Genomic DNA, 12814 nt, shown 5'->3' on the forward strand with positions numbered 1-12814 from the left:
TTTTAATTTGAAAATTAAAAGTTTTCAAATTATCTACAAAATTTTATTTCTGATCAAATTGGAAAACTTTTAGTCATCATTTTTTGATTTGGTAAAAATGATCGATAATCTCAACGATCACTTTTTCAACTTCTCCTCTTCCTTCTTCAGTCCTCATATCAATACCACAGAATTCGGTTCCGTTATAGGCAGGAAATAGGTTTAGGTAATAAACTCCTGCTACCACTAAAGCCAGCATTGCTCTTATGCTTGTTGCATTTTCTCCGAAATATGGGTCTGTTACATTTTCAAATAAATTAGCCCCTACTTCTTCTCTTTGCTTTAAGATATTTTTAAGGATAGGTTTACTTTCAGAAAGCTCCCAAAGAATAATCTTTTGAAGTTCCTTATTTTTCTTAAGGCTTTCAAACTGCGTAAGAATTCCCTGAGTTAAAGCTTCTTTACCTTTTCCAATCTGTACTTCTTCTTCTATATTCGGGCTAAACTTAGTCCAGTAATCCTGAGATTTTATATACTCGTCAATAAGCTTATCGGTACTTCCAAAGTACTCATAGATAAGTTTTTTATCAAATCCGGCTACTGCTGCAATTTTACTTACTTTCAGACCTGAATAGCCTTTTACTCTCAAAATTTTCCCAACTGCTGCAAGCAGTTTTTGTTTTGTTTTTTCTTTGTCCCTAATGGGGCCTTGCACTACTTTTCTAGGCATAATTTATTATTTTTTTGCAATATGCAATTTTTTATTAATATCATCAAAGACATTCAACGTTTTGTCAAGATGCTCTTTTTCGTGTCGCGCTGTTACAGTCATTCTGATACGGGCATCTTTTCTGGCTACAGCGGGGTACATAATAGGATTTGTATACACTCCTTCTTCAAGCAATATTCTGCCAATATCCCACATTTTACTCTGATCCCCTATTTTTACCGGAATAATGGCTGAGCAGGTGATTCCTGTATCCAATCCCAGATCATTAAGTCCATTTTTAAAATAATTAATGTTATCCCACAGTTTATCCTTCCAGAATGGTTCTTCATCAACTAAATCAATTGCTTTCAAAATTCCGAAGGAAGAAGGGGGTGCTGTTACGGAGAAAATGTGCTGACGAGACTGGAACTTAAGGAATGATGTTATTTTTTTATTTGCAATAACATATCCTCCCAGGTTACCAAAAGTTTTACTCGATGTTCCTGTTATAAAATCTACCTTATCCAATAAGTTATCATCTTCAAGGGCTCCTCTCCCGGTTTTTCCCATAACTCCAACACCATGTGCATCATCTACCATGAGATAGGCATTATATTTTTTTACAAGATCATATATTTCTTTAGCACGTGAGGTATCTCCTTCCTGAGAGTATACTCCATCCACTATAACAAGTTTTGTACGGTACGTATTTTCAGACATCTTCAAAATATGTTCCAAAGCTTCCAAATTATTGTGGGGAAATGTTTTTTTATTTGTAAAAACACATCCTTCATGCACACTAGCATGTACTCCCATATCTAGAATAGCAATATCTTCTTTCTGCATTAAAATCTGCAAAGTAGCGCTGTTAGCGGAATACCCTGTAGTAAACAATATCACTTCTTCTTCACTTCTTCCAAAAAATCCGGCAATTTTTTTTTCTATAGCATTATGATAATCGAAATGCCCACCGATAAGGGGGGATGCCCCTGTTCCTGTTCCATATTTATCAATTCCTTCAATAGCAGCCTGCTTTACTTTTGGATGCTGTGTAAATCCTAAATAATCACTGGAAACGAAACTTACATATTCCTTATTGTGGTCTGCAATATCAATATTTAATGTTGCATTGGTTCCTGAAGTATTTTTCAGTCTGTAGTTCATATGCCCTCTAGATGTCATATGATCCAGGAATTCGTAAAAATATTCCGCTCTTTGAGCAATATCATAATCCGGAATATTTTCAAAATCTTTAAAAGTTGCCGTTGTAAAATCAATACTCATCCTTAATGTTGTTTGTGTGTGTGTTTGTGACTTAAAGAAGCAAATATATAATTATATAAGATTCCACAGCTTCTGTATGGTATTAAAATATTATTAATACAGAGCGGTTTATTCTTATTTTCATAGAGGCAAAATTGCTTCTGTTCCTATGACATTTAGCATATTCTGTTCTAAATTAATTCAATAAATTTTTCTAATCTAAATTTAACAAAAAAAAGAGAACAATAAAGCAATATCAATAAATAAATAGCAAAAAAGATAGTTGTTATTTGCAACTATCTCATTTATACAACATTATTTTTTTATGTGATCTCCTGAGTATTTATTAAAAGGCTATTTGTTATATAATTCCAATATATTTAACTCACTTTATAGAGAAGTTAAAATACAAAAACACTTATAAAAAGGACCTTGTATCCAAACAAACTATTCTTTTTTATTAAATTCTCTAAAATTACCGGGAGTTTCACCTGTCATCTTTTTAAAGAATTTAGAAAAATTGGAGGGGTCATAAGTAAAGATGCGGGCAATCTCTGCGACAGACTTCTTTGAAGTAGTCAACATAAGCTTAGCCTCATCAATAATTTTTTCATCATAAAAATAGCATGGATGTTTCCCTGTTTCTTTTTTAAGGGTATCTGTAAGATGCGTATGTGAAATAGCAAGTTTCCCTGCAATTTTATTCAGCTCCATAAATTCAGGAACATTGCCGGAAATTACATCCCTGACATGTTTATCTAAAAAGTCAAAATACTGACTCGTAATCTCTTCGCTTCTTTTCATCATTTGTTATTTTAAATTAATTCAGATTATAAATTTAAAAATAAGAATTAAAACAATATGGTGAACTTTTCGGATTTTAAAAACATATATTTAATAAAAGCTGTCTTTAAAAGCCTGGGTAGAATTATTCACTTTTAGCTTTTCAAGGATATTCTGACGGTGTCTGCTGACGGTATTTACACTAATGAAAAGCAAATCCGCAATTTGTTTACTGCCATATCCTTCTCCCACATATCTTAAAACCTCAAGTTCCCTGTGAGTCAATATATTTTTATAATCCAGCTTATCTTTTACAAGAATTTCCCCTTTTACAGTATTAGCAATCAAAAATTCAGGAATTAAAGACTGTTTCAAAGCAATATTATAAAGGCAAAGTGCAAATCTCAGTTTCCCGTTTTCCGGTGAAAATATATAAAACATACGGTGTTTTACGGCTTTGTATTCTTCATTTTTATCTTTCATTCTGATGTTTGACAAAACAGCATAGTCCGAACGAAATCCGGGTTCTATTGAATCCAGAAAATTAAAAAACCGAAGCTCATGGATATACTTTTTAAGCCTGTCATCAGGATGTATCTTCTTCAGCATCTCATCTTCCCAAATGGAATCGATTTCCACAGAGTCCGTAGTAAAATTTATTCCCAGTTCTAAAGCGGCTTTTGATTTATAAATATAACTTTTATCAGCCTGCATATCGCTTAGCACTCCTATTGCGCCTTCCATCTGCGAATACATTTGTGTTCTTTGCTTATAGATCTCAATGTCCAGCAAACATTTCTTTGAGGTCTTATCCAGCAGCTTATCACTTAATTGTTCCCGGATCTTCATATGGTTATTTTTCAGTATTGATATGAAACTTCTTTACTTATACTTTTGCTAAAATAATAATTTACCCTTAGAACTTATCAAAAAGAAAATGAAGAGATTGATATTAGGTTTATGTGCGTTATTTCTGATCCAAAAGATTTCGGCTCAGACCTTAGAGAAAATGACCTGGTTTAATGAACCCGAAAAATGGGAGATCAAAAACAACAGCATATCTATGTTTGTTACGCCGCAAAGTGATTATTGGAGGGTTTCACATTATGGGTTTACAGTAGATGATGCTCCATTTTACTATAGCCTTTATGGAGGTGAATTTGAAGCCAAAGTAAAAATAACAGGTAATTATAAAGCAAGATTTGATCAAATGGGTCTTATGCTGCGGACCGATAAAGATCATTACATCAAAGCCGGTGTAGAGTTTGTGGACGGAAAATACAATCTAAGTACTGTTGTCACCCATGATAAAAGTGACTGGAGTGTCATTACTTTAGACAACATTCCTTCAGCAATTTGGATAAAAGCTGTAAGAAGACTGGATGCCGTTGAAATATTTTATTCTTTTGATGACAAAAACTATAGTATGATGCGGAATGCGCCACTTCAGGATAACACGCCTGTAATGGTAGGTTTAATGGCCGCCTGCCCCGATGGGGAGGGATTTACGGCTACATTTGAAAATTTCAGGGTCAAGCATCTGCCGGATCAACGGAGGCTGAAATGGCTTGAAAACAATAAATAAACGGTTGAATTACACTTCAATATACAGTCAATTTTTGCCTCCCATTTTTGGGGGGCTTTTTTAAGTTTATATTTATCTCTGATGATTGTATCCAATGATAAAAAATTTAAACATTTTATATACAATAAAAGGGATAAACAGAAAACTGTTTATCCCTTTAGACATATTTATCAAGAGAATTTTTATCCTCCGAATTTTTCTGCATAATCAGCCTGAGAAGCTTTGATTACTTTTCTTGCATGTTCAACACCATATACTTCCTGGATTCTGCATTTTGCAGGCTCATCCGGTAAGTTCTTATATGTTAAAAAGTAGTGCATCAATCTTTTAACTTCAGCTTCCGGTAATTCAGAAATGTCTCTGAAGTGTCCGAATGCATGGTCATTAATCATTACAGCGACAATTTTATCATCTGCTTCTCCTCCATCGATCATTTTGAAACCACCGATTGGAATAGCTTCCATCAATAAACCTCCTGCATGGATATTATGAGAACTTAATACACAAATATCAAGTGGATCATGATCTCCCATTGTTACATCATCAGCTCCTGCTTCAATAGCAAGTTTCATTACCTCATTGTGGCAGTATGTTCTTGGTACAAAACCATACAATGCCGGAATAATATTAGAAAACTTCTGTGGTCTGTCTACTTTCAGGTATCCTGTTTCTTTATCTACTTCATATTTAATTGTATCTGAAGGAACAATTTCCACAAATACATTAACAACATTAGGTGCATCCTCTCCTGCAGAAATTCCGTGCCATGGATGTGCTTTAAAATTTGGAATCATTATTTATCTCTTATTTTTTAAGTTATTATTAAAATTTCTTTTCTCAAGTCTTCTATTGTAGCTGCAATATAGTCATTGTCCTCCATATAGTTCATGATAAAAATAGTCTTGAACTCATCAAGATCAGCATTTCCGTTCAATCCTTCATATGTTTTATGAAGCAGCTCTATTACGGCATTTTTAGAATCTACAATATTCTTCCACGAATTTTTCGAAAGATACAGCTGCTGTGAAGAATTGTATTCAAACTCTTCATTGATCGTTTTCTCTGTAAGGAAAAGGAATTCGTGAACAGCAAGCTCTTTATCAAATTTCTGAATAAGGTTGGAAGGTTTCAGTCTTTCAAGAAATAAGGTCATCCTTTCATAAGAATGTGTTTTATTTTCTGTATTCGATTTCACCGAAAGCAACTTGATCTCCTGATTTTTAAGGGTAATATACGAATGTACAAACTGTCTGAGCAATACCAGGAAAGGAATCGCAATAATCAATGCAAATGCATACGGTAGATATTCTGAAAAATTAGCCATAATTTTAGGTGGCAAAATTACTAATATTTTCTGAAATTATAGCTCAAATAAAGCAGGCCTTTGTGTAACTTCATGATAACACACACTGTTTTCATCAAAAAAATGATAAACAAGGCTTTTTCTGGTTCTGTTTTTATCCAAATGAGGTTAGCCGTATAGCTTTTTTCTTATTTTGAAAGCAGTTTTAACTTTTAGGGAAAAATGTACTGTTTTTTCTATCCTATTAAAAGAGCTTACCGTTTAATAGAAAATACACAAATTTCTTCAAAAGGTCTTTTTTTGAATTTTCAATGATTGCGTAAGGTTTTAATTCCGGTCGGAACCCTCTGAAAAACTCTTCAATATTAGGTAATTCCCCGCCTTCAAAATCAAATATATGAGTTTCAATAGTTTCCCTGATTATGGTATCAATCAGCACTGAAGCCCCGGATATTTTTACATAATCTTTATCATTAAAAGTGCCTAAAAGTGCCACCATACTGCAATCAGAATACGTTGCGATCATATTGATTATTTTATGATGATAAAAAAAAGCTGAAAACTTCAGATAATTCAAATGATAGAAAGCTTCAAAAATCCTCATGAAATCCGGAAGATCATTTTCTTTACACAGCCCAATCATATTATTCTCTATAAAAAGCTTAGCCTCATCATAGCTAATTGTTTTTATTTCTGAATTCTTTACCACTTCATCATCCAATCTGAGTTTTCTTTTTCTTTTTGGGGAGTACCGTGCGTATACTTTTTCGTAAGAGTCCGGATAAAGTAAAAAATTCTTTCTCAATCTAAGCTTTCTTTGAATTTGATTGAAATCGTTCAACGGATATGCTCCTATTAAATAATTTTTCTCCAGATAATTCAAAAAAGCTTCGTTAAGCTGCTCATCATCTTTGGCAGAAAAAACACCTAGCTGCTGACAAAGCTTAGGGTTAAGAACAATTTTAATTCCATATTTTTTCACAAAAGGAACAGGCATTACTGCCTCATAGTCATTATAGACTAAGATTTCCCATTGTTTTTCCGACGTGGTATCTAAAAAATCTTTTGTCGCAGAGTACTTCTTCTGTTCAGAATTTTCTAAACATCGGGAATATTTTACAAAATCAATTTCATTGTATCTTAATCTTCTAATCATAATAATCCTGTGTCCGAAAAACTAAAATATGAATCCTGAGTAATGATAACATGATCTAAAAGCTGAATACTTAAAGTCTTTCCAGCCTCTTTTATTTTTTGTGTGATATTCATATCTTCCCTACTTGGTTTTAGACTTCCTGAGGGATGGTTGTGTGCTATAATAATACCTGTAGAAAAATGATCCAGCGCTTTTTTAAAAAGAATTCTTACATCTACAATAGACTGGCTGATTCCTCCCTGTGTCATCTGGGATATATGAAGTACTTTATTACTGTTGTTCAGGAAAATAGCCCAAAATTCTTCAGTTCTCAGATCGGATAACTGATTTTTAAGCAATAAATAAGCATCATTGCTATTTCCGATAGTTGATCTTTCCGGAATTTCCTGCCCGGCTCTTCTTCTTCCTATTTCTAATGCTGTTGCTATAGAAATGGCTTTAGCTTCTCCTATTCCTTTAAATTTCATTAAATCCTTAATGGAAAGCAGACTTAGCTGATGCCAGTTATTATCTACCGAAGCTAAAATTTTTCTTCCCAATTCTACAGCACTTTCTTCTTTATTTCCACTTCCCATTATGATTGCCAGTAACTCTGAATCAGAAAGTGAGTTTTTACCTTTATGTAAAAACTTTTCTCTCGGTCTGTCATCTTCAGCAAGAAATTTTATAGGCATGGGAGGTAATTTTTATAGGTTATGATTTATAAATGATACACTAGTAAAATGCATATAAAATAATGGGCTGTTTTGATTGGTCAATATATTTTGCACTTTCATTAAAAGCATTTACAGAAAGCATGGGACATCCCAGACTTAAACATGCCGGATTCTGAGATTCTCTATCCGGGACACATCCGTAAGAATGGAGTACAATTGCCCTTTGCATGGCATTATTATTGGTTGTATCCAAACCTTTTAAACGGTATGCTTTTCCAAATTTCCCGACATAGCTCTCCCGAATTTCATATTTTCCTAATGAAGACTGGTAAGATCCTTCGGTATTACTGAACTGTAAAGCGCTCGAATGGGAAATAGCAGAACCTGAACCATGCGATACAATAGCTTTTTGTACTACCTTATCTTTTTTTAAATCATAGACAAAGTAACGATATTTTCCGGAATGTATTTTAAAATTGATAAAAACAGCCAGTTCCTGATTATAATTTTTTCCTTTGAGATAGCTTTTAATCTCAGAAATTTTAGACTGAGGAACTCCGGATATATTCAACTGCTGCGATTCAGCTTTTGAACAGGAGATCAATAGTATAAAAAGAAATATAAAGTGTTTCATCATTTGGCTGGCATCTGCTATTCTATAATCATTCCGTCTTTCATAACAAGTTTACGGTCTGTTATTTCAGCAAGATTCGGGTTATGGGTTACAATAACAAATGTCTGGTTATATTTATCTCTCAAATCAAAAAACAGCCTATGAAGGTCATCTGCATTTTTTGAATCCAGGTTACCTGTTGGCTCATCTGCAAAAATAATTTTGGGTGAATTGATCAATGCTCTGGCCACAGCTACCCTTTGAGCTTCACCACCGGAAAGCTGATTGGGCTTGTGGTGCAGCCTCTGTTCTATCTTTAGGTCTTCAAATAAAGCATGCGCCTTATCAAGAGCTTCTTTTTCGTTAGCTCCGGCAATTTTGGTAGGAAGCAAAACATTTTCCAAAGCCGTAAACTCAGGAAGGAGCTGATGAAACTGAAATACAAAGCCAATATTCTGGTTTCTGAATTTAGAAAGCTGCTTATCATTCATATTGATAAATGATTCTCCTGCTATGGCAATTTCAGTATCATATTTAGATGAAGCAGTAGGATGATCCAACGTTCCTAAAATCTGCAACAATGTAGATTTACCGGCACCCGATTCCCCAACAATAGAGACTACTTCTCCCATTTTGATGTGAATATCAACTCCTTTCAACACTTCTAAATTCCCATAAGACTTATGGATATTTCTTGCTTTAATCATGATTCAAAAATAGTAACATATTGTTGATTTTACAACAAATTGTTACAACATTATTGGTAGTAAAACAAAAAAACCTCCCAAAGCGGGAGGTTTTTGTATATACAGTTTAGAAATTACAGTAACAATGTTAATGGATTTTCTAAATATGTTCTTAATGTCTGTAAGAATTGAGCACCTGTAGCCCCATCCACTACTCTGTGGTCACATGCCAATGATAGCTTCATTGTGTTTCCTACTACAATCTGACCGTCCTTAACAATTGGTTTTTCAATAATTGCGCCTACGGATAGAATGGCAGAGTTGGGTTGGTTGATAATACTTGTAAATGTTTCGATTCCGAACATTCCCAGGTTGGAAATAGAGAATGTAGATCCTTCCATTTCATTAGCTTTAAGACCTTTATTCTTAGCTCTTGAAGCCATATCTTTTACGGATGCAGAAATCTGAGTATAGCTCATCTGGTCTGTATTTTTCAATACAGGAACCACTAATCCGTCAGGAATCGCTACGGCTACTCCCACATTGATATTCCCCCTATGGATGATCTTATCCCCTGCCCAGCTAGAATTTACCTGAGGGTGTTTTCTTAAAGCAATCGCTGTTGCTTTAATGATCATATCATTGAATGAAATTTTAGTATCCGGTAAAGAATTGATCTCCTGTCTAGCTACAATAGCTTTATCCATATTGATCTCAACCATCAGATAATAATGAGGTGCAGAGAATTTACTTTCAGAAAGACGTTTCGCAATGATATTTCTTACCTGTGAGTTTGGAGTCTCCGTATCTTCTCCCTGAACGAAGTTTACTGCCACTTGAGCAGCAGCACTTGCAGCCGGAGCTGAAGCAGCTGGCTTCGCCTGAGATGGCTGATAGCTTTCAATATCTTTTTTAACGATTCTTCCATTTTCTCCAGAACCCTGAACGCTGTTGATATCAACACCTTTGTCCTGAGCCATTTTTTTAGCTAATGGAGAAATTGCAACTCTGTCGGAAGATGAAGAATCTGCAGCCGGAGCAGCTTTTTCTTCTGTTTTAGTTTCCGCTTTTTGTTCAGCAGGCTTTTCTGATGACTGAGCAGCAGCTTTTGGAGCTCCTACAGCTGAAACATCTGTTCCTGCAGGGCCAATCATTGCTAATACGGAATCTACCGGAGCGGCACCACCTTCTTCTACACCCTGCTTCAATAATACTCCATTGAATTCAGATTCGAAATCCTGAACCGCTTTATCTGTTTCAATTTCAGCAAGAAGATCTCCTTCTTTTACTGTATCTCCTACATTTTTGTGCCACTTAGCTACTTTACCTTCTGTCATAGTATCAGAAAGTCTTGGCATTGTAATAATCTCTACTCCTGCCGGAACTTCTGCCGCAGCAGGTTCAGCAGCAACCGGAGTTTCTGACTTAGGCTGTTCTTCTGATTTTTTTTCTTCAGATCCTGCACCGGAAGCAGCTGCACCACCTTTCAATCCTGAAATATCTTCTCCTTCATTACCGATGATCGCCAAAACAGAGTCTACAGCAGCAGCATCTCCTTCTTGTACACCCACGTATAAAAGAGTTCCTTCTATTTCAGATTCGAAATCCTGAACTGCTTTATCAGTTTCAATTTCAGCTAAAATATCGCCTTCTTTTACTTTGTCGCCTACTTTTTTATGCCATTTTGCCACTTTACCTTCCGTCATAGTATCAGAAAGGCGGGGCATCGTAATTACTTCTGCCATAATTTTTTTATAATTTGAAAATTTAGCAATCTGAAAATTTGATTGGAGCCCATGAGGATCTCTACTGTTTTCAAATCTTCAGATTAACCTATTATCTTTTAGTTTTCTAATTTATCTAAGAACGGGTAATTCTCCTGAGCATATACATACTCATAGATTTTGTCTGCATCAGGATATGGAGAGTTTTCCATGAACTCAATACATTCGTCCACAAAATCTCTTGATTTGTTATCCATCACTTCCAATTCTTCTTCCGTAGCCCATCCGTTTGATAAAATTCTGTGTTTTACCAATTCGATAGGGTCATCATTTTTGTGTACAGCCACTTCTTCTTTTGATCTGTAAGGCTCCGCATCAGACATAGAGTGTCCTCTGTAACGGTAAGTTCTTGCTTCAATGAATGTTGGTCCGTCTCCTCTTCTTGCTCTTTCAATTGCTTCATAAGCAGCTTCAGCTACTTTTTCAGGATCCATTGCATCTACAGCAAGACAAGGCATTTCATATCCTAATCCCAGCTTATAGATATCTTCGTGGTTAGCAGTTCTTTTTACAGAAGTTCCCATTGCATACTGGTTGTTTTCCACAACAAATACTACAGGAAGTTTCCAGTTCATTGCCATGTTAAATGTTTCATGTAATGAGCCTTGTCTTGCTGCTCCGTCTCCAAAGAAACAGATATTTACAGCTTTTCTGTCAAAATATTTATCTGCAAAAGCAATACCAGCTCCTAAAGGAATCTGTCCTCCTACAATACCATGACCTCCATAGAAACGGTGCTCTTTACTGAAAATGTGCATAGAACCACCCATACCTCCGGAAGTACCGGTTGCTTTACCGCAAAGTTCCGCCATGATTCTCTTAGGATCTACTCCCATCGCCATTGGATGGATATGGCATCTGTAAGCAGTAATCATACTGTCCTTCGTTAAGTCCATTGCATGCGTGAATCCGGCAGGGATTGCTTCCTGACCGTTGTACAAATGTAAAAAGCCTCTGATCTTTTGTTTTAGATAAAGAGAACGGCATTTGTCTTCAAACCTTCTCCACATTGTCATATCTTCATACCACTTCAGGTATACCTCTTTAGAAAATTCTTTCATGTGTTAGCTCTTGCTTTTTTATGATGAAATAGTTGAGCAAAATTATGAAAAAAACTTTGTTTTTATTGTATACATATCAATTGTTTTTTTGGTTATAGTGTTATATTTGACTTTTAAACTTAAACATGGAAGAAAAGAACTCTTCATTCACGCACAAAATTTCAAAGATCATCTCTGATTTTTTCAATCCTTTGGTCTCACTTTTTATCTTTTTCATTTATATGAGTGTACAGTCATATACACTAAAAGATTCCTTATTATACTTCGTGCCTATCTTATTGATGATTATGTTACCTGTCATTATCTGGCTGGTATGGAATGTAAAAACGGGAAGGTACACCAATATGGATGTTTCGAACCGGGTACAGAGAAAAACATTATATGTATTTATTGCTGTCTGCGTACTTGTCTATCTTCTTTTTAATTATCTCAGAAACGGATATATAGACCTTACCATGCTGTTTATCCTTATTCTTCTTATCGCTTTGCAGATCAGTAATCTTTATATTAAAAGTTCCATGCATACAGCCTTCAATGTATTTGTAGCAGCTTTATTTTTCTCATTAAACTGGAAGCTGGGGATTCTGTGGCTGGGGATTGCTGCTTTGGTGGGAATTACAAGAATCATTCTAAAAAGGCACACCATTAAAGAAGTATTTATGGGCGCAGGAATAGCATTTTTAATATCTTTTATCTATCTTTATTGCAATATACAATTTCAACATTAGAAGAATATATGAAAATAAATCATCTTACTGCCGCGGAGGAAAACTTTATGAAGCTGTTTTGGAAGTTGAATTCCTTTTATCTTAAGGATGTTATGGAACAGCATCCGGAACCCAAACCACACCAGAACACCGTCTCTACTTATTTAAAAATATTAGTTGAAAAAGGCTATTTGTCTACTGTAAAGGAAGGCAGGATTTTTAAATATTCAGTACTTGTTCCTTTTGAAGAATATAAAAAATTTCTGTTGAAAGAACTTTCCCATCACTTTTTTAATGATTCCGGAAAAGAGATTCTGGAATTTTTAATGAATGAAAAGCTAATCTCCCAGAATGATCTGAAAGGGTATTTCGATCTTAAAATTGAAATAAAACCTACCAAAGTAGAAGAGCCGAAATTTGAGGTCGCTGATGAAATTTTAAGTCCTAAAAAAGAGAAAAAAACAAAAGTAAAAGAAAAGGATAAAGAAAAAGACAAAAAGAAAAAGAAGAAAAAAATATAAATACTATG

General features: G+C 34.8%; 15 protein-coding genes. 3 read left to right on the forward strand and 12 right to left on the reverse strand.

Annotation, left to right across the window (positions count from 1 at the left end; all coding sequences use genetic code 11):
- Window positions 1-76: 76 nt before the first annotated feature.
- The 4 genes from MP477_RS01425 to MP477_RS01440 all read right to left on the reverse strand — a co-directional run bounded on the left by MP477_RS01425 (window position 77) and on the right by MP477_RS01440 (window position 3583).
- Window positions 77-709 (reverse strand): TetR/AcrR family transcriptional regulator, encoded by a 633-nt coding sequence (locus MP477_RS01425; RefSeq protein WP_257188874.1) that lies wholly within the window; start codon window positions 707-709, stop codon window positions 77-79.
- Window positions 710-715: 6 nt separating this feature from the next.
- Window positions 716-1972 carry an aminotransferase class I/II-fold pyridoxal phosphate-dependent enzyme gene (locus MP477_RS01430; RefSeq protein WP_257188875.1) on the reverse strand — a complete coding sequence of 419 codons (1257 nt, stop codon included), beginning with the start codon at window positions 1970-1972 and terminating at the stop codon, window positions 716-718.
- 426 nt (window positions 1973-2398) lie between these two features.
- Window positions 2399-2758, reverse strand: coding sequence for an AraC family transcriptional regulator (locus MP477_RS01435; protein WP_230035559.1), 360 nt, complete (start codon window positions 2756-2758; stop codon window positions 2399-2401).
- 87 nt (window positions 2759-2845) lie between these two features.
- On the reverse strand, window positions 2846-3583 hold the full coding sequence (locus MP477_RS01440; protein ID WP_257188876.1) for a response regulator transcription factor: 738 nt from the start codon (window positions 3581-3583) through the stop codon (window positions 2846-2848).
- Window positions 3584-3671: 88 nt separating this feature from the next.
- Here MP477_RS01440 and MP477_RS01445 point away from each other — a divergent pair, with 88 nt between their 5' ends.
- Window positions 3672-4319: a DUF1349 domain-containing protein gene (locus tag MP477_RS01445; RefSeq protein WP_230035555.1), complete on the forward strand. Its 648-nt coding sequence runs from the start codon at window positions 3672-3674 to the stop codon at window positions 4317-4319.
- A gap of 182 nt (window positions 4320-4501) precedes the next feature.
- Here the strand turns inward: MP477_RS01445 and MP477_RS01450 are convergent, their stop codons facing one another.
- The 8 genes from MP477_RS01450 to pdhA all read right to left on the reverse strand — a co-directional run bounded on the left by MP477_RS01450 (window position 4502) and on the right by pdhA (window position 11578).
- Window positions 4502-5113, reverse strand: coding sequence for an inorganic pyrophosphatase (locus tag MP477_RS01450; protein WP_230035553.1), 612 nt, complete (start codon window positions 5111-5113; stop codon window positions 4502-4504).
- A 17-nt stretch (window positions 5114-5130) separates the two neighbouring features.
- The gene (locus tag MP477_RS01455) at window positions 5131-5643 is read right to left on the reverse strand and encodes a hypothetical protein (RefSeq protein ID WP_257188877.1); all 513 of its coding nucleotides are present in this window, start codon (window positions 5641-5643) and stop codon (window positions 5131-5133) included.
- Window positions 5644-5866: 223 nt separating this feature from the next.
- Window positions 5867-6778 (reverse strand): hypothetical protein, encoded by a 912-nt coding sequence (locus MP477_RS01460; RefSeq protein ID WP_257188878.1) that lies wholly within the window; start codon window positions 6776-6778, stop codon window positions 5867-5869.
- Window positions 6775-7452 (reverse strand): DNA repair protein RadC, encoded by a 678-nt coding sequence (gene radC / locus MP477_RS01465; RefSeq protein WP_230035547.1) that lies wholly within the window; start codon window positions 7450-7452, stop codon window positions 6775-6777. Before radC ends, MP477_RS01460 begins: the two co-directional genes overlap by 4 nt.
- A gap of 40 nt (window positions 7453-7492) precedes the next feature.
- Window positions 7493-8068 (reverse strand): murein L,D-transpeptidase catalytic domain family protein, encoded by a 576-nt coding sequence (locus MP477_RS01470; RefSeq protein WP_257188879.1) that lies wholly within the window; start codon window positions 8066-8068, stop codon window positions 7493-7495.
- Window positions 8069-8085: 17 nt separating this feature from the next.
- Window positions 8086-8754 (reverse strand): ABC transporter ATP-binding protein, encoded by a 669-nt coding sequence (locus tag MP477_RS01475; RefSeq protein ID WP_047495625.1) that lies wholly within the window; start codon window positions 8752-8754, stop codon window positions 8086-8088.
- A 113-nt stretch (window positions 8755-8867) separates the two neighbouring features.
- Window positions 8868-10478 (reverse strand): 2-oxo acid dehydrogenase subunit E2, encoded by a 1611-nt coding sequence (locus MP477_RS01480; RefSeq protein ID WP_257188880.1) that lies wholly within the window; start codon window positions 10476-10478, stop codon window positions 8868-8870.
- Window positions 10479-10576: 98 nt separating this feature from the next.
- Entirely contained in the window at window positions 10577-11578 is a 1002-nt protein-coding gene (pdhA, locus tag MP477_RS01485; protein WP_230035542.1) for a pyruvate dehydrogenase (acetyl-transferring) E1 component subunit alpha, read from the reverse strand.
- 125 nt (window positions 11579-11703) lie between these two features.
- Here pdhA and MP477_RS01490 point away from each other — a divergent pair, with 125 nt between their 5' ends.
- On the forward strand, window positions 11704-12306 hold the full coding sequence (locus MP477_RS01490) for a phosphatase PAP2 family protein (protein WP_257188881.1): 603 nt from the start codon (window positions 11704-11706) through the stop codon (window positions 12304-12306).
- An 8-nt stretch (window positions 12307-12314) separates the two neighbouring features.
- Window positions 12315-12806 (forward strand): BlaI/MecI/CopY family transcriptional regulator, encoded by a 492-nt coding sequence (locus MP477_RS01495; protein ID WP_230035538.1) that lies wholly within the window; start codon window positions 12315-12317, stop codon window positions 12804-12806.
- The last annotated feature ends 8 nt before the right edge of the window (window positions 12807-12814 follow it).

It is taken from the genome of Chryseobacterium sp. WG23, from assembly GCF_024586575.1.
GTDB lineage: Bacteria > Bacteroidota > Bacteroidia > Flavobacteriales > Weeksellaceae > Chryseobacterium.

Excerpts from the sequence above, each read along its gene's own strand:
- MP477_RS01480 (WP_257188880.1), bottom strand. The coding sequence starts at position 10,478 with ATGGCAGAAGTAATTACGATGCCCCGCCTTTCTGATACTATGACGGAA.
- MP477_RS01430 (WP_257188875.1), bottom strand. The coding sequence starts at position 1,972 with ATGAGTATTGATTTTACAACGGCAACTTTTAAAGATTTTGAAAATATT.
- MP477_RS01425 (WP_257188874.1), bottom strand. The coding sequence starts at position 709 with ATGCCTAGAAAAGTAGTGCAAGGCCCCATTAGGGACAAAGAAAAAACA.
- pdhA (WP_230035542.1), bottom strand. The coding sequence starts at position 11,578 with ATGAAAGAATTTTCTAAAGAGGTATACCTGAAGTGGTATGAAGATATG.
- MP477_RS01445 (WP_230035555.1), top strand. The coding sequence starts at position 3,672 with ATGAAGAGATTGATATTAGGTTTATGTGCGTTATTTCTGATCCAAAAG.
- MP477_RS01495 (WP_230035538.1), top strand. The coding sequence starts at position 12,315 with ATGAAAATAAATCATCTTACTGCCGCGGAGGAAAACTTTATGAAGCTG.
- MP477_RS01450 (WP_230035553.1), bottom strand. The coding sequence starts at position 5,113 with ATGATTCCAAATTTTAAAGCACATCCATGGCACGGAATTTCTGCAGGA.
- MP477_RS01440 (WP_257188876.1), bottom strand. The coding sequence starts at position 3,583 with ATGAAGATCCGGGAACAATTAAGTGATAAGCTGCTGGATAAGACCTCA.
- MP477_RS01455 (WP_257188877.1), bottom strand. The coding sequence starts at position 5,643 with ATGGCTAATTTTTCAGAATATCTACCGTATGCATTTGCATTGATTATT.
- radC (WP_230035547.1), bottom strand. The coding sequence starts at position 7,452 with ATGCCTATAAAATTTCTTGCTGAAGATGACAGACCGAGAGAAAAGTTT.
- MP477_RS01470 (WP_257188879.1), bottom strand. The coding sequence starts at position 8,068 with ATGAAACACTTTATATTTCTTTTTATACTATTGATCTCCTGTTCAAAA.
- MP477_RS01475 (WP_047495625.1), bottom strand. The coding sequence starts at position 8,754 with ATGATTAAAGCAAGAAATATCCATAAGTCTTATGGGAATTTAGAAGTG.
- MP477_RS01435 (WP_230035559.1), bottom strand. The coding sequence starts at position 2,758 with ATGATGAAAAGAAGCGAAGAGATTACGAGTCAGTATTTTGACTTTTTA.
- MP477_RS01460 (WP_257188878.1), bottom strand. The coding sequence starts at position 6,778 with ATGATTAGAAGATTAAGATACAATGAAATTGATTTTGTAAAATATTCC.
- MP477_RS01490 (WP_257188881.1), top strand. The coding sequence starts at position 11,704 with ATGGAAGAAAAGAACTCTTCATTCACGCACAAAATTTCAAAGATCATC.